This window comes from Aeromonas sp. MR19, from assembly GCF_963899305.1.
Classification (GTDB): domain Bacteria; phylum Pseudomonadota; class Gammaproteobacteria; order Enterobacterales; family Aeromonadaceae; genus Aeromonas; species Aeromonas bestiarum.
Map to the genome: position 1 here is coordinate 141256 of NZ_CAWQWZ010000051.1, position 15719 is coordinate 156974.

At 64.3% G+C, this 15719-nt stretch carries 18 protein-coding genes; 6 read left to right on the forward strand and 12 right to left on the reverse strand.

Annotated features, from left to right (window positions below; translation table 11 throughout):
* Positions 1-64: 64 nt before the first annotated feature.
* From AACQ95_RS19040 to AACQ95_RS19065, 6 genes are read right to left on the reverse strand one after another with little or no spacing between them, the layout of a single operon-like run.
* On the reverse strand, positions 65-1270 hold the full coding sequence (locus tag AACQ95_RS19040) for an acyl-CoA reductase (protein ID WP_241279358.1): 1206 nt from the start codon (positions 1268-1270) through the stop codon (positions 65-67).
* Positions 1249-2307 (reverse strand): LuxE/PaaK family acyltransferase, encoded by a 1059-nt coding sequence (locus AACQ95_RS19045; protein WP_241279360.1) that lies wholly within the window; start codon positions 2305-2307, stop codon positions 1249-1251. Before AACQ95_RS19045 ends, AACQ95_RS19040 begins: the two co-directional genes overlap by 22 nt.
* A complete protein-coding gene (locus AACQ95_RS19050; protein WP_241279362.1) occupies positions 2307-3677 on the reverse strand; it encodes an AMP-binding protein in 1371 nt (456 codons plus the stop codon). Before AACQ95_RS19050 ends, AACQ95_RS19045 begins: the two co-directional genes overlap by 1 nt.
* Entirely contained in the window at positions 3677-4426 is a 750-nt protein-coding gene (locus tag AACQ95_RS19055; RefSeq protein WP_241279364.1) for an SDR family NAD(P)-dependent oxidoreductase, read from the reverse strand. The genes AACQ95_RS19050 and AACQ95_RS19055 overlap by 1 nt, the downstream gene beginning before the upstream one ends.
* Positions 4426-4659, reverse strand: a complete 234-nt coding sequence (locus tag AACQ95_RS19060) for an acyl carrier protein (RefSeq protein ID WP_005318271.1) — start codon at positions 4657-4659, stop codon at positions 4426-4428. The genes AACQ95_RS19055 and AACQ95_RS19060 overlap by 1 nt, the downstream gene beginning before the upstream one ends.
* Complete coding sequence (locus tag AACQ95_RS19065; RefSeq protein ID WP_241279365.1) at positions 4656-5192, reverse strand: GNAT family N-acetyltransferase; 537 nt, start codon at positions 5190-5192, stop codon at positions 4656-4658. The genes AACQ95_RS19060 and AACQ95_RS19065 overlap by 4 nt, the downstream gene beginning before the upstream one ends.
* A gap of 165 nt (positions 5193-5357) precedes the next feature.
* Between AACQ95_RS19065 and pseF the strand changes: the two genes are divergently transcribed.
* From pseF to AACQ95_RS19095, 6 genes are read left to right on the forward strand one after another with little or no spacing between them, the layout of a single operon-like run.
* Positions 5358-6053 carry a pseudaminic acid cytidylyltransferase gene (gene pseF / locus AACQ95_RS19070; RefSeq protein WP_241279367.1) on the forward strand — a complete coding sequence of 232 codons (696 nt, stop codon included), beginning with the start codon at positions 5358-5360 and terminating at the stop codon, positions 6051-6053.
* Complete coding sequence (gene pseG, locus AACQ95_RS19075) at positions 6043-7299, forward strand: UDP-2,4-diacetamido-2,4,6-trideoxy-beta-L-altropyranose hydrolase (RefSeq protein ID WP_241279369.1); 1257 nt, start codon at positions 6043-6045, stop codon at positions 7297-7299. The genes pseF and pseG overlap by 11 nt, the downstream gene beginning before the upstream one ends.
* 6 nt (positions 7300-7305) lie before the next feature.
* Positions 7306-8352 (forward strand): pseudaminic acid synthase, encoded by a 1047-nt coding sequence (pseI, locus tag AACQ95_RS19080; protein WP_241279371.1) that lies wholly within the window; start codon positions 7306-7308, stop codon positions 8350-8352.
* Positions 8345-9640 carry a motility associated factor glycosyltransferase family protein gene (locus AACQ95_RS19085; RefSeq protein ID WP_241279373.1) on the forward strand — a complete coding sequence of 432 codons (1296 nt, stop codon included), beginning with the start codon at positions 8345-8347 and terminating at the stop codon, positions 9638-9640. Before pseI ends, AACQ95_RS19085 begins: the two co-directional genes overlap by 8 nt.
* Positions 9637-9900 (forward strand): hypothetical protein, encoded by a 264-nt coding sequence (locus AACQ95_RS19090; RefSeq protein ID WP_241279375.1) that lies wholly within the window; start codon positions 9637-9639, stop codon positions 9898-9900. Before AACQ95_RS19085 ends, AACQ95_RS19090 begins: the two co-directional genes overlap by 4 nt.
* Entirely contained in the window at positions 9897-10643 is a 747-nt protein-coding gene (locus tag AACQ95_RS19095; protein ID WP_098981488.1) for a class I SAM-dependent methyltransferase, read from the forward strand. The genes AACQ95_RS19090 and AACQ95_RS19095 overlap by 4 nt, the downstream gene beginning before the upstream one ends.
* On the opposite strand, the gene AACQ95_RS19100 is transcribed toward AACQ95_RS19095, so the two are convergent.
* The 6 genes from AACQ95_RS19100 to AACQ95_RS19125 all read right to left on the reverse strand — a co-directional run bounded on the left by AACQ95_RS19100 (position 10625) and on the right by AACQ95_RS19125 (position 15676).
* A complete protein-coding gene (locus AACQ95_RS19100) occupies positions 10625-11986 on the reverse strand; it encodes a DUF4910 domain-containing protein (protein ID WP_241279378.1) in 1362 nt (453 codons plus the stop codon). The two genes, AACQ95_RS19095 and AACQ95_RS19100, sit on opposite strands and share 19 nt — an antisense overlap.
* Positions 11983-12387, reverse strand: coding sequence for a VOC family protein (locus AACQ95_RS19105; protein ID WP_043554225.1), 405 nt, complete (start codon positions 12385-12387; stop codon positions 11983-11985). The genes AACQ95_RS19100 and AACQ95_RS19105 overlap by 4 nt, the downstream gene beginning before the upstream one ends.
* On the reverse strand, positions 12377-13141 hold the full coding sequence (locus AACQ95_RS19110; protein ID WP_241279380.1) for an AAC(3) family N-acetyltransferase: 765 nt from the start codon (positions 13139-13141) through the stop codon (positions 12377-12379). The genes AACQ95_RS19105 and AACQ95_RS19110 overlap by 11 nt, the downstream gene beginning before the upstream one ends.
* Positions 13138-13368, reverse strand: coding sequence for an acyl carrier protein (locus tag AACQ95_RS19115; protein ID WP_241279382.1), 231 nt, complete (start codon positions 13366-13368; stop codon positions 13138-13140). Before AACQ95_RS19115 ends, AACQ95_RS19110 begins: the two co-directional genes overlap by 4 nt.
* The gene (locus AACQ95_RS19120; RefSeq protein WP_241279384.1) at positions 13361-15043 is read right to left on the reverse strand and encodes an HAD-IIIC family phosphatase; all 1683 of its coding nucleotides are present in this window, start codon (positions 15041-15043) and stop codon (positions 13361-13363) included. Before AACQ95_RS19120 ends, AACQ95_RS19115 begins: the two co-directional genes overlap by 8 nt.
* A 99-nt stretch (positions 15044-15142) precedes the next feature.
* Entirely contained in the window at positions 15143-15676 is a 534-nt protein-coding gene (locus AACQ95_RS19125) for an ATP--cob(I)alamin adenosyltransferase (RefSeq protein ID WP_098981476.1), read from the reverse strand.
* Positions 15677-15719: the final 43 nt, after the last annotated feature.

The following is a 15719-nucleotide window of genomic DNA, read 5'->3' on the forward strand; positions in this document are numbered from 1 at the left end:
GCAAGAGATATGCCTGACCAAGCTAATCCATTGAAGCTGCGGGATTTATGTGAGCCACACCCGATTATTCATGCTGGACGAGGCCACGGCTGCAAACGTGCAGCATGTCGATGCCATCCCAGTGCCACTCGAATGCCAGCGCCTGTCCCGCCACCACCACCCTGTCTATGCGGCAGGTGGGCGCATTCGGCAAGGCATCCTCAAGCTGCGCCTTGTGTGCACCGACCCAGACACAGGTCTGCATATCCCACGGCTGCAACAGCAGCTCATTCAGGGTATCGGCCACAAACTCGGCGACTGTACCTCCTCCGACGTGTGCGAGCCGCAGAGAAGCGGCTGGAGTCAATAAGGTGACACCCGGGAATGTGCTCAGCTGCATCTCACCGTCCAGGGCGGCATTTTGTTGACTGTGGATGAGCCGCTCCATCACCAGAGCGGGATCGTCGGCAAAGGGCGCAAACAGGGCCTCCAGCAGACGGCGGCGCAACGCTTCGTCGGGCTCGCCCAGCCAGCAGAGGGTAGTGGGGGAGGCGCAGGCCTGTTGATTGAAACGGGTGCAATCCTGTTGCAGGGCACCCAGGGTCTGTTGCCAGCCCACAGCATCCAGCCCGGCCAGCCAGTGGCTGTCGAGCACCGCCATGGAGCGGCGATCCGGAAATACCATTTCCTGTGCACTTGGGGAGAGAGGAATGGCCCGCACCTGGCGGATGGTTTCGTCGCCGCCCCAGATGATGCGCAGCCGGCAGCGGGCCGACAACCAGGCGGTGGTGCCTTCGTCGTGACCATAGCGAATGAAGCGGGTGCGGGTGGCGATCCCCTGCCACTCAACCTGGCTGAAAAGGTCGTTCAGTATGGCCAGCATGGCATCCTGTACCGGGTCGCGGCGCGACGACAACCGCACCACGCAGGGATTGCCCATCAGCAGGGCCATCAGCCAGGAGTAGAAGGCCACTGTCGGTACGTTGGAGGGCACCAGGTGAAACGTGACGCCCACCGGCCCCCGCCCCTGCAGCCGTTGCCGCTCTCTGGCCAGCTGGCGCGGCCGCAGCCAGAAGCCGAACGCGGCCAGATCGGGATGACGCCGCCCCTCCTGCTGCAGGCGGGCCGACAGAGCCGCCACGAAGTCGCAGATGACGGGGGCAAAACAGGGCAGCGGCTGCGGGCAAAACGTCTGCCAGCTGGCAGCCGGTGCCACGAAGCTGACGTCGGGCCCCGTCAACCAAAGCCCCTCTACCGCCTGCGGCGGCGTCACTGGAAGGTGTCGCTGCATCCCCTCACCTCGGCGCCTTGCTGGCGTCCTGATACCTGAAAATAACTGCCATGGCGGCCACAGGGGCAGTCATCCTCCCCCAGCAGCACGCCGAGATCCTCGGTCAGCAGGCTGTGGCCGGGATAACTGCCGGGAATGGCGGAGAGCACCTGCAATAAACCGGGCTGACCGACCCCAAGCGGCTGATGGGTAAGCGGATCCCGCACCTGTACATCCGCAAACACGGGGGCATGCAGGTGCCCCTGCTCGCACTCGACGAAGATGGAGCCCACCTGCTCCGCCATGCCATAGAAGTTGTGTACCCGGCCCAGCCCCAGCTGATCGCGGCAACGCGCCTTGAAGGCGGGATTGTCCACCGCCAGATGCTGCAGCTTCTTCCAGCCGCCGCTGTGAAACAAAATGCCCTGCTCAAAGGGCAGGTGCAGTCCGCGCTCGCGCAGGGGCTCCAGCAGGCATTGCCAGACCATGAAGGTAAAGCCGAACAGCAGCACAGGCTGACCTGCGTATTTGTCGCAAAATGCCTCTATCACCGGCCAGTTGGGCCGCATCTGCTCGTCGAGGGCATAGGTGTGGTCCCGGCCGAGAAAGGAGAGCCCCAGGGCACCTGCACCACGCGCCGAAAAGCCGTTGCGGTTCTGGATGAGGGCGGGCTGCTCCACCAGCAGCATGGGCAGCCGCTGCTTGCCGACAAACTCCTGCAGTATCTTCACCAGCACCTTGCTCTGCAACGCTGCGGTCTCCCGGTCCAGCACTATCCGTGACGGCGCTCCCGTGGTGCCCGACGAGGTGAGCACCTTGAACACCTCAGCCTCGGGCACGCTCTGCCACTGGGCCAGCTTGAACAGCCGGGCCGCCAGATAGGGCAGAGCGCCATAATCGGCAGCGTCAGTCGTCCAGCCGAAGGCATGCAGCACATTGGCATAAGGGGGACAGTGCTCGACATGGTGACGGGTCAGGGCATTGAGCCGCGCCAGCAACAGCGCCTGTTTGGCGGCCTGGGGCAGGTCGAAGATGGGGGCGGCGAGCAAGCTTTCCATCACGCCTCCTCCGCCAGTCTGGTCAGGGCGGCATAGTCAATCTTGTGGTTGGCGGTGCGCGGCAGCTGTGCCACCTGTATCACCCGCACCGCCCGTGGCGGTGCCTGTAACCACTGCGCCAGCTCACGCTGCAAGCCGTCGGCCGTCAGTTCGTCATGGGGTTCGACGACCACCAGCAGGCTGTCATCACGCCCGCCACAAGCCCCCGACCAGCCCCAGCGATGGAGCTGGCTCTCGACCTCTGCCAGGCTGATCCGCTTGCCGAACAACTTGAGAAAACGACTGAGACGGCCACAGATGTAGTAGCGGCCCGCCTCGTCACTGCGAGCCAGATCGCCGGTGGCCAGTTCCTGCAGCAGGGCGCCCTGCACCAGATCTTCGACGGTAGTGGCATAGCCCAGCATGACGTTGTCGCCGCGATAGACCAGTTCCCCCTCCCCGGGCTTGCCCCCCTCCAGCTCGCGCAGGGAGAAGTGGCCGCCGGGAATGGCGCGGCCGATGGCATCCGGATGGGTGACCACCTCGTGCGCCGCCAGCCAGGCCATGCGGGCGGTGGCCTCTGTCTGGCCATACATGACGAAGAAGCGCCGCCCCAGCCGCAGCGCCTGTTCGGCAAATTGCTGCGCCAGCGCGGGTTCGAGTCGCCCCCCCGCCTGGGTCAGGGTCTGCAGGGAGGGATACCGGGCCCAGTCAAAGCGCAGCCGGGCCAGCATCTGATAGGTAAAGGGCACCCCGGCAAAACTGCTCACGCCGTGCTGCTCGATCTGCTGCCAGAAGTCGCGCTCCAGCACGCTCCCCTCGCTCTGCACCAGGGAGGCACCCACCAGCAGATGGCTGTTGAGCACCGAGAGGCCATAGGAGTAGAACAGCGGCAGGCTGGTGATGGCCCGCTCGGCCGCCGTCAGCGCCAGATAGTCGGCGATGGAGGCGGCGTTGGCCGCCAGATTGCGGCCCGATAGGCGCACCCACTTGGCACTGCCGGTACTGCCCGAGGTAGGCAACAGCACCACCAGCTCGGGGTGCAACAGTGGGCTTGTATCCCTGAGACGGATCAACTCCCCTGCTTCATTTACCCGGCAAGTCACGGCGAACTGCTGGCAGCTGGCCTGATGCTGGGCCAATGGCAGGGCGGGATCTGCCAGCATCACAGCATGTCCCAGCCTGAGGGCGGCCAGATAATGCAGCAGGTGGGAGGTACGGGTGAAGAAGGGCAGATAGACGAGGCTGCGCTCACTCGGGTAAGTCTCTGCCACTTGCATCACCCGCCGTGCCAGCTCGCCGTAGGAGAGCCAGCCATCCAGCGGATCCCGCCAGGCCGGCGCCGGGTTATCCTCATGCAGATGGGCGAGTAGAGGATGGCGTTGCTTCATCAGACCAACATGCCTCCATCCACGCCTATGACCTGACCGGTCACGTAACTCGACAGGTCGGAGGCGAGGAACAGCGCTACCCTGGCCACCTCGTCCGGCGTGCCGATCCGCCCCATGGCGATGCTGGCGAGACGCTCGGCGAACTTCTGGTCCGGGATGGCACGCGCCATCTCGGTATCGATGAAGCCGGGGGCTATGGCGTTGACCCGGATCTGGCTGGCGGCCAGCTCCTTGGCCAGCGACTGGGTGATGCCGATCACCGCCGCCTTGCTGCCGGCATAGCTGCTGAGCCCGGCGGCGCCCACCCGGCCCATCAGGGAGGCCAGATTGATGATGCTGCCGCCACCGCTGCGCTGCATCAGGCGGGCGGCGTACTGGCTGCAATAGACAACGCTGAAGGTGTTATGGCTGAAGGTCTGCTCCAGCTGGGCCTGATTGACCATACCGAGCAGCCCCTCTTCCAGTATCCCGGCATTGTTGACCAGCACATCCAGCTGACGGGTCCGGGCAAACAGCTGCTGAAAGGCCTGCTTGACCGCCTGCGGCTCGGCCACGTCGAAACAGAGCGGCTGGCAGGGGACGCCGAACTCGGCGCCGAGGGCGGCCGCCAGCTGGCTCATGGCCGCTTCATCGCGGCCCCCCAGCCAGAGTTCGGCCCCCTGCGCGGCAAACTGGCGGGCGATGGCGAGACCAATGCCGCGCCCGGCCCCCGTGATCAGCGCCCGCTTGCCCTGCAGCAGCTCCTGCATCAGAGGGCGACCCCGTATTTGGCGAGGATCTCCCGCGCCTTGGCGACCGAGCTCATGTCGATGATGTCATCGGTATCGAGCAGGACGCCGTAGCAATCCTCCAGCTGGGCGATCAGGCCCATGTGAGCGACGGAGTCCCACTGGGGAATGCTGTTGTAAGCCAGCCCGTCGCTGACGGTGCCGACGTCTATGCCGAGGGCATCGGCGAAAACCTGTTCCAACGCTGTAGTCATCTGAAAAATCTCCGTAGCCGTTCACGGGCGGCATAATAATCGGCGGGTTGCAGTTCAAGGGCGAGAAAGTCGCCCTCCTGCCCATGTTGGCGATAACCCAGCTGCTCGTTCAGGCGCAGGGCGGCGCCGTTGCCCGCGCGCACCAGGGTGCGGATGCAGCCGAGCTCGAAGGTATCGAAACCCTGATCGAGCTGGGACAGGGCGGCGGCAACGGCCAGCATGGGATGGCGCACGCTGGAGGTGCCCAGATAGAGGCCGGCGTCAGCCACCGGCTGCCCTTGCAGCGATTGCCGTGTCTCCCCTTTAAGGTTGACGTAGCCTGCCCGCTGACCCCGGCACCAGAGCACCCAGTGCTGCTGATCCGGCCGCTCACGGCTGCTGGCAAACCACTGTCGCTGCTGGCGGGGGGAGATGAGCGCCTGTTCGACCATCTGCAGCCGTACCTCATCCTGATTGCGCCAGCGCCTCAGGGTGGGCAAGTCCCACGGCTGAACCGGGCGCAGCTCGACACCATAACTCATGCTCAATACCACCCACTTCCCATCACTTGCCCATGTTATCGACCATAGCAGGGCGATTCCGTAGCAAAGCTCAATAATATAAGATGAAAACTCGGTATAATCTCAAAAATAATCAAAGAGTTGTCAGCAATTATCCGGACGGGGATGCCAGATCCCGTCCCTCAGGGAGAGAGCACCATGGCCATCGCCATCATTCCGGCCCGGGGCGGCAGCAAGCGCATTCCCCGCAAGAATATCCGCCCCTTCTGCGGCCAGCCCATGCTCGCCTACGCCATTCAGGCGGCCCGGGCGGCAGGCTGCTTCAGCCGAATTGTGGTCTCCACCGATGATGAGGAGGTCGCCGACGTTGCCCGCCAACTCGGCGCCGAGGTGCCCTTCCTGCGCCCCGCCAGCCTGGCCGACGATCATACCGGCACCACCCCGGTGGTGATCGATGCCATCCGGCGACTCGACGATCTCGGCATGCAGGCGGAATACTACTGCTGCATCTATGCCACTGTGCCTCTCATTCAGGCCAGCGATCTGAGCGCCGCCCACGACCGCCTGCTCGCCAGCCAGGCGCCCTTCGTCTACACGGTGGCCGAATTCGGCTTCCCCATCCAGCGGGCGGTGCGCATGGACGCACAGGGCAGAGTCACCCCCTTCTGGCCGGAGCAGATGGCGAAACGATCCCAGGATCTGGAGCCCGCCTACCAGGATGCCGGCCAGTTCTACTGGGGCAGCCGCGCGGCCTGGCTGGGGGGCATAAGCCCGGTAGGCGGGGAAGGGATCGGCCATATTCTGCCGAGGCACAGGGTGGTCGACATAGATACGCCGGAAGACTGGCACCTGGCCGAACTGCTCTATCGGGTGCTGAGCCAGGATGGCGTTTAACGTCGCCTTCCGGCTCGATGCCGGCGCCGAAATAGGGCTGGGCCACCTGATGCGCTGCCTGGCCATCGCCGATCGGCTGCGGGCGGCAGGGGCCGAGTGCCACTTTCTCTGCCACGACTTGCCCGCACATCTGCTGCCGCTGCTGCAGCCCCATCACCATCATTCCCTGAGCGCGCTGGACGACGCCGGCCCGCTGCCTGGCTTGCGGCCCGATTGGCTGGTGTTCGATCACTACCAAATTGACCACATGGTCGAACAAAAACTGGCGATCCACTGTGGCCGCTTGCTGGTGATCGACGATCTGGCCGATCGCCCGCACCACTGCCAGTTGCTGCTGGATCAGGGACCACTGCGCACAGCCGCCGATTACCAACCGCTGATCCCGGCCGATTGCCGACTATTGCTTGGCACCGACTATGCCCTGCTGAGGCCCGCCTATCGCCAGCTGGCACGTCAACAAACCAGCCAGTGGCAGCGAGGGCTCATCTGCTTCGGCGGCGCCGACCCGGCCGGTGCCTGCCTCACTACCCTCAACAGTCTGGCCCGCTTGCCCTGGGCGCGAACCATCCGGTGGACCCTGGTAGCAGGCGGTGCCAACCCCTTCTGGCCCGAGCTGGAGCAGAGGGTGGCCGAGCTGTCCGAGCTCAAGATAGTGCTGCTGCGCCAGAGCGATCAGATGGCGCAGTTGATGAATCAGCATGACTTCGCCATCGGCGCCGCCGGCGGCATGACCTGGGAACGAGCCTGCCTCGGCCTGCCGACCCTGGCGGTGCCCATAGTCGACAACCAGCAGTTCAACGATCAAGTGATAGCCCGCTTCCAGCTGGCCGAGCGGCTGACGCTGAGCGAGCTGGCCGAGCCGGCGCGGCTGCTGCAGGCCCTGCAGCGGCTGGAGCGACAGGCCGATGACTATCGCCAGCGCGGCCAGCAACAGGTAGATGGCCTGGGGCTGGATCGCCTCACCGCCTGGCTGCTGCCCCAAGCCGATTACCAGCTGGAGCCTGATGGCCAGCAGTGGCAGTTCCACCAGGATGACAAACATCTGCTCACCCTGACCCTGGGCGGCCCGCGGCTGGCATGGCAGGCCCGGCAACCACTTCTGGCACAAGAGTGGCAAGAGCTGGCACATCGCTTGCAAAGCATTTTCTCCCAATTTCCCCTCTATCTTGCCGAGCCACCGCAGATAGCGCCCCCTGCCCCCTGGCAGCCGGTGCCGCAAGGCTGGCAACTTGGCACAGGAGCCTGACCACAGATGCAGATCGCCCATCAATCCATAGGCCCGGCGCAGGCGCCCTACGTGATCGCCGAGCTCTCGGCCAACCACAACGGCAACCTGGAACGCGCGCTGGCCATCATGACCGCCGCCAAGGCGGCCGGAGCCAGTGCAGTCAAACTGCAGACCTACAGACCCGATACCATCACCCTCAAAAGCGACAGACCCGAGTTCCAGATCCACGGCGGCCTGTGGGATGGTCACAGTCTGTACGACCTCTACGAGTGGGCGCACACGCCGTGGGAGTGGCATCAGGCCCTGTTTGCCAAGGGGCGCGAGCTGGGACTGACGGTATTCAGCAGTCCGTTCGATTTCAGCGCCGTGGATCTGCTGGAATCCCTCGACTGCCCGGCCTACAAGATTGCCTCCTTCGAGCTGGTGGACCTGCCCCTGATCCGCTACGCCGCCCAGACCGGCAAGCCGCTCATCATGTCCACCGGCATGGCCAACGAGGCCGAGATCGCCGCCGCCGTCGAGATGGCGCTCAAGCATGGCAGCGGCCAGCTGGCGCTGCTGCACTGCGTCAGCGGCTATCCGGCGCCGGCGGCCGAATACAACCTGCGCACCATCCCCATGCTGCGCCAGTGCTTCGGCGTCGAGGTGGGGCTCTCGGATCACACCCTGGGATCGGCCACCGCCATCGCCGCCACCGCGCTCGGGGCAACCCTCATCGAGAAACACTTCACCCTGGCCCGCGCCGACGGCGGACCGGATTGCGCCTTCTCCATGGAACCGGCCGAACTCACCGAGCTCATTGCCTCGGTCAACACCGCCCATGCGGCGCTCGGGGTGGCCGACTACCAGCTCACCCAGAGCGAGCAGGGCAACCGCGCCTTTCGCCGCTCCCTCTATCTGGTCAAAGATATTGCGGCCGGAGAGGCGCTCACCGCCGCCCACATCAAGTCGGTGCGCCCCGCCCTCGGCCTGCCCCCTGCCGATTACGATCGACTCATCGGCAAGCGGGTCAGCCGCGACATGGCAGCCAATCAGCCGCTGAGCTGGGAGTGGATAGACAAAGATGAGTGACGAACTGTTCGCCCAGCACGGCAGGCTGATCAGCCAGCGCTGGCCAGCCCTCTGGCCCCGTCTGCTGGCGCAGGACGTGGAGAGCATCCAGGCCGAGCTGACCGAAGGGCTGGGCTCGACCCTCAGCATCGACGGCATCCAGCTCACCAGTCGTCATGACAGGGTGCAAGAGGCCGAGCTGCAGGCTGCCAGCCTGCCCGAGGTGGCCGTGCTGCACCTCTACGGTACCGGGCTCGGCGATCTGCCGCGCGCCCTGCTGGGCCGCAGCGGCCTCAAGCGGCTGGAAGTGAAGATCATGAATGGCGCCCTGTTTGCGCTGGTGCTGCGGCTGCTGGACCAGCAGGAGTGGCTGGCAGACCCCAGGGTCGAACTGATGATGGCGGGGGACGAGAGCGAAATCCGTCTGCCCTTCTTCGCCCTGCCGCCCGAGTTGCTGCTGGTGGAAGACGCCGCCGCCCGCATCCGGGACAGGCTGGTGAGCGAGATAGAGCTGCCGTTTGCCAGCGCCAGGTTCGATGCCGAGCATCCGGCGGTGACCCGCCGGCTGGCCGAGAACCGGCCACTGCTGGCAAGCGATGGCGACGTGGCCAGCCTGTTCGGGCTGGCGCGAGGCAAACATGCCCTGATCGTCGCCAGCGGCCCGACCCTGCAAACCAATCTGGCCACCTTGCAGGCCCAGTTGCAGACCCGGCGTCAGGACTATCTGCTGATCAGCGTCGACACAGCGCTCGCTTTTTTGCTGCGCCACGGCATCCGGCCAGACATAGTGGTCACCATAGATGACGCCATCCACGGCAGCCGGTTGCCGGCCGACCAATCGGCCCAGACCACCCTGGTCTACTACCCCACAGTCCCGACGGCAGCCCTGCTGGCCTGGCAGGGGCCGCGCAAGGCAGCCTATTCCCGCAGTCCCATGTACCAGACACTGAGGCAGGAGATCCCCAAGGGAACCCTGCACTCGGGCGGCAGCGTCATTCATCCCGCCGTGGATCTTGCCGTACAGATGGGCTGCCAGCAGGTCATACTGCTGGGGACGGATTTTGCCTTCCCCGGCGAGCTCACCCACTCAGGATGGGCGGATGGGGCGCTCGGCCCCACTGCCAGCCAGGCACTCAGCTGGACCCTCGACGGGCACGGGCGCCGGGTCAAGACCAACCCTAACTTCTCCGCCTATCGCACCGAACTTGAGCGATACATAGCGCGCCATCCCGAGGTGCATTTCTGGAACAGCAGCCGGGAAGGGGCCGAGATCGCGGGCTGCAGCTACCACCCGGAGTACCTGTCATGAGTAATGGCCTGACAACCCGCATCAGGGCGCTGGCACACCAGTTCAGGCTGGGGCAGTCGCTTGCCGCGAGCCAGACCCTGCCCGGTTTGCTGCAGGAGGCCCTCACCGCACGGGGCAGCCTGCCCCCCGAGCTGATAGCCGCCCTGCTCCGCAGCCAGGAGCGACAAGACTGGCTGGGGCTGGCCGATTACCTCGAATATGAACTGGTGCATACCCTGACGACCCCTTCCGCCCCCACCACAGCAGGAGACGTTTCATGATCAAGGCTATTTCCAATGCCTCCGACGAGGAGCTGTCTCGTCGCCAGACGTTCAGCGAGCTATTGCGCGCCAGCCCGCTGCCCCCGGCCGAGCTGCAGAACAATCTGGGCCTCTACCTCAAGCGCCAGTCGCTCTCCCGCATCCTGTTCATGCACGAGCTCTACCAGAAGATCATTCCGGTACACGGCGTCATCATGGATTTCGGTACCCGCTGGGGTCAGAACCTGGCGCTCTTCTCCTCGTTTCGCGGCATGTACGAGCCCTACAACTACAATCGCAAGCTGGTGGGATTCGACACCTTCAGCGGCTTTCCCTCCCACGCTCCGCAGGACGGATCCGATGCGGCCATCCAGCCGGGCGCCTATGGCGTCACACCCGACTATGAACAGCACCTGGCGCAGCTGCTCGCCGCCCATGAGGCCGAGAGTCCGCTGGGTCACATCGTCAAGCACGAGCTGGTGAAGGGGGATGTGACCGAGACGCTGCCCGCCTATCTGGCCCGTCAGCCGGAGACCATGATAGCGCTGGCCTATTTTGACTTTGACCTCTACGAACCGACCCGCCGCTGTCTCGAGCTCATCAAGCCGCATCTGACCAAGGGATCCGTGCTGGCATTCGATGAGCTGAACTGGCCCGCCTTTCCAGGGGAGACCCTGGCCCTCAAGGAGGTGCTGGGACTGGATCGCTACGCCATCCGCCGTACCCCGCACAACCCGGGGCCGGCCTATCTGGTGATCGAGTAATCCGGTCGCTGGCTGAGGCGACGCAGCAGCCCGGCTTCCAGCAGCATGCTGGCCAGTGGTGCCACCCGCCAGAAAGGCACCTTTATGGTCTCGGCGATCTCGAACAGGGTCAGCTGGCCATCGCTGTAGGCCAGCAGATTCATCATCTCCCTCACCTGCCAGCCCGAATAGCGGGTCGACAGATCCGGATAGAGACCCCGCTTGCCCAGCTGGGGCTCGCCCAGCACTGTGACCTCGCAGCGCTCGTCCAGCTCCAGACACTCGATGGCCCGGCGCAACGCCAGGAAGCCGCCCGCCAGACCAGCCGGGGTCACCAGCGAGAGATCATCCAGCGAGGTGTGGTACTCGGCATAGCAGCCATATTTGCTGCGCATCAGGGTAGTGACCGGCAGATCGATGCCGGGGGCGCACAGCTGGCGCTCGTTGGAGCCTCGCTCCAGGAAGCTGTAAGCCTTGTAACCCGGCGCCAGGTGGCCAAGCACATGACGGCCGATGCGATCGGCCAGGCTGTTGCCTTGGCGTGAGGGCAGGAAGGAGTAGCTGCGCTCATCGCCCAGACAGGTCAGGTTGAAGCCGGCCAGGGTGTGCCGCTTGAGGTGATCCAGATGGCGGGAGAGATAGACGATGGCCCCCAGGGTTTCGGGCACCAGCATCAATCGATAGCTGTAACGGCGCTTTGGCAGGGAGGCGAGCCAGGCCATCAGGAAGACCCCGACACAGGGGCCTGACAGCTCGTTGTTGGCCATGGAGGGGTGACAGGTGTAGCTGGACAGCAGTATCTCCTGCTCGCTCTCTCCCGGCAGCACCCAGTCGCCATAGGTGAGCGAGCCGGGCGCCAGGCTGGCATCGATCACCACCTCATAATCCCCCTCCGGCAGCGCCTCGCGCACCTTGTGCGGCAGGCAGAAGCCCCAGCGACGCTTGTAGTAGGAGGTCACATAGGGAATGGCGTCCGGCTGCTCGGGCAGGGAGTGCAGATGGGGCTGCAGTTCGGCCAGCGAGAGGGTGCAGCGCACCGGCTCCGAATAGCCCACCAGATGCAGGTTGTGATCCTTGAAATCCACCACCTTGCGACCGTCCGGCCCCACTATGTAGGCCTGCTGTACGTTCCACTCATCGGGCACAGTCCAGTCGAAACATTCGGTGCCGCTGGCCACCTCCCGGATCTGCAGATCAGGCAGGCAGTGCTGGCGCATCAGGGCCAGAGTCTGGCGCACGCCATCACCGGTCAGGCTGCGGTTGAGGGGGAACAGCAGGGTCAGCAGGCGATGCAGCTGCTCGCCGATCTGCGCCTGGTCATCCCAGTCTGTGGGCAGATAGTCGCTCTTGTGAGAAGAACTCATATGACAGGTGCCTCGATCAACTCGACTATATGGCCAAGGGGGCTCAGGAAAAACTGGACGTGGGCACCGCCGAAGGCGATGGCCGGCTGGCTGGGGCCGAGGGGAAGGTGACGCTGATCCCGCAGTCTGGCGGCACTCTCAGCGAGGCAGGGCACCCGATAGGCCAGATGATTGATGACGTTGCGCCGGGTCTTGAGCACCTGGGTCACAGGACTATCCTCTGTCGCCGGCGCCACCAGCTCGTAGCAAAGTCCGCCCTCATCGTGCACGAACTGCACCCATACCTTCTGCAAAGGATCTTCCACCGCCACCGAGAAGCGGCTCAGCCCCAACACCTCCCGGCAATAGGCCTCACCGCTGGCGAGATCCGGCACCACCAGACCTATATGGTCAAATTGCATGAGAAGTTCCTCCTGCCCGGATCAGGGCGTATGGCGCCGTCGCCACCAACTCACTGGCGGCCAGGATGAAATCGTGGCAGGACACGGCCCAGACCGGCACTCGCTGGCACAGGGTCTGATGCCAGGCGCCCCTTTCCTGCAGCAAGGCCACCAGCCGGGAGAGATCGATCTCGCTGGCCAGCGCCAGATCCCGCACATAGTAGTCGGCCTGCCAGTCGCGCAAGGCGCCGGCAACGCACACCTGTCCCTCGAACAGTTTGTGATAGCGATAGGGCACGGCCAGCCGTTGCTCCACATAGTGGGTGAAGGTGATCCTGTCTGGATGACAGCCCAATCCCAGCAACCAGCCATCCTGCTCCGCCAGCCAGCCAAACGGGCTCTCCTGACCGAAGCAGTCGTGACACTCACGGGCCGCCAGCTCGGCCCCGTGGGGGCCGCTGATCGCCACGCTGAAGATGGGATCCCGCGTGCGGGTCACGCCGTCACGCTGCCTGAACACCTCCGTCATCAGCCCCACCTTGCTCGGGGTGAGGGCCGGGTCGAAGCACTCACCCGCCATGGGGCTGTAGGTGAAGGTTGGCACCAGCAGATCACCCGCCAGCCACTGCTCCAGGTGCATCCAGAAGGCGGCTATTCCCTGGGCATTGCCCATACCGGGAAACTGGGCCACGACCATGGCGTCCGAGTGCACCATAAGGGCACTCCCCTTGGGGATCCCCAGCTCGCTCAGCGCCTGTTCGATGGCCTGTTTCACTCGGCAACCCCTTTGCGCAGCAGAGCCTGTCTGATATCGGCCAGGCTCTTCAGCTCGGCCAGCTCCTGCGGCTCGAACCGCACGGCAAAGTGCTGTTCGATGAGCAGCAGCAGATTGAAGTGACCCAGGGAGTCCCACTCGGGAAAGCTGCCGAAACCGAGGGTGGCCTGCTCGTTGATGCTGGCCTGGGGAAATTGCTGGCGAACCAGCGCGATGAGGTCATTCATTGGCATAAAACTCCAGAAACGGGAGAGAAAGAGAGGGGAGATCCAGGCAGAGGAACATCTCGTCCACCAGCGGCGTCAATCCCGCTGGAGTGGTTATCGGCCGGGTCGGCAGGGTCGCCAGAAAATCCCGCGCCGGCTGGTTGCGATCCGTGGGTACCAGGCTTATCACCAGTTGGTCAACGCCCTTTGCCATCAGTCGGGCAGCCAGTTGGGCGAGCAGCCAGTATTCGAAACCTCGCCCCAGCACCCGACAGCTGATGGCCAGGGTATCCAGCAGCGCCTTTCCGTCATCGAGTGGGCGCACCACCAACAGGGCCGTCATGCCGTGATCGGCAAACGTGTCTTGCAGTGATGCCAGCCAGACCTCGCCCTGCGTACTGGCAAGCTGTGCCAGTTCACCCGCCTGATAACGCCGGGCGGAGAGATTGAACTGGTTGGTCTTCTGGCTCAGCTGCTCGGCCCGCAGCTGATTGCTCTGGGTGAGCGGTTGCCAGCTCGCTCGTAGCCCCAACTGTTGCAAGAAGGCGTGTTCGTCGCCCAGTTGCTGGCGCACCGCATTCGCCTCTGCCTGTGCCAGATAGGAGCCCTGGCGCAAGCTGTCATCATGGCTCTGGTGGCGGCTCTGCAGCTCGGCGAGCGTCATCAATGCATCAGGCCAGCCCCAAAGCTCGGCAGGGGGCGTGATGACGGTAACCTCGGGGCAATTGGCACGCACCTCGGCACGCTCCAGCTCGCTGTCATCCCAGAACACCAGGCTGTCCAGCCCCACATTGAGCCGCGCAGCCAGGCGTCGCAGGCCGGCGGACTTGGGCTCCCAGCCAATCTCGGCCGCGGCTATGTGCCGGCGCTCAAGCACCATGCCCTGATGCTGATCGAACAGCCGCCACACATCGTCGGCCAGATTCTTGGAACAGAGCGCCAATATGACGCCCTGCCCGTGCCAGTAGCAGGCGGCCTGCTGGAAAGCCTGATAGAGACGCCCCACCCCATCCTGCCCCAGCAGGACGCCCCCCACGCCATCTTCGCCGACCACGCCTCCCCACAGGGTATTGTCGCAATCGAGCACCAGCACCTTGTGAGCTGGCCTGTGCAGCCGCTGCAGCAAGGGGGCAATCCACTGCGCCAGACTGGCCAACCCGGCCATGGAGAAGGGGCAGGACATCAGGTAGTGATTGCGGTTGTCGAAACAGTGGTGGCGACCCTGCTGTTGCAACCAGAGCGGCAGGTGCAGGTCATCCAAGCCGGAATACTGCTGCCGCAAATGGGCAAGCTGACACTCAAATTCACCGGCCAGACAGGCAAGCGCGGAGGGCGCCGCGCCAAATACGGAGGCAGGGGAACGGCTGCAGACCCCGACCAGCAGATGGTCCTGCGGCCGGCGCAGCAGACGCTGTTGCAGGGGCTGGCAGAGTGATGCGACCAAGGCGGCCACAGCCAGCTGCTGCGCCTCTTGTGCCAAACCGCTCCACCCGGCCAGCGTCTGTGCCGGCACCAGATCTTCCCACAGCCAGATGATGATGTGAGTCTGGGCGGCGATCTCTTCGGCTGGAGTCATCAGGGTTTGCAGCCACTGCCCATGGGGTGCGACCTGCACCTCGCCGTGGGCAGCCAGCGACCGCCAGGCCAGGTTGCCCGGCATCAAGAATGAACTGCCACTGAGATGAATCGTCGTCATGACTTCCCCCGCTCCGCTATCGGTGCCATCCAGATTGCAACGGCATGGCTGGATCGTCTTTTATCTTTCAGAAAAATAAAAGCATTTTCAGCCACTTGGTCAGTAATTGATGCTGACGTAGGGTACCTCTTCCACCTGCCACAACTGCTTGAGGTAGACGGTCAGCACGAAGAAGAAGTTGGCCAGCAGGTTGGCGAAGCGATAGAGGATGGGATCGAAGCGGACGCCGCTCTCCTCGAGGCGCACCAGCAGCCGCACCACCTTCTTGCTGCCGCAGCGGCACAGATGCAGGGTGGGAATGGGCTGGGGCCCCTGGGGCAAGACAAAACCCGTGACCCGGCCGCGGCTCGCCTCGTTGTAGTGGTCATACCGCGTTTTCAACCACGCCAGATCCTCTTCAAAAATACCGAGCTTGCCCCGTACCGAACCGTTGAGGTTGTAGATGAGCCGCTGCAAGGCCCCCAGATCGGCCACCACCTCCCGGGTTCCCTCTGCCACTGGCAACTGGGCGAGTACGGCCCCCACCTGACAGCAAAGCTCATCGGTGGCGATCTCGTAATCACACTGGAACTGGGTTTCGAAGATGAAGGGGTAGCAGAGCTCGCGCTTGTCTCTGGGCTTCTTGGGGTTCATAAGGTAGCCGGATTGGGAAAAGAGCCAGTTTGCCAGCCCCTGG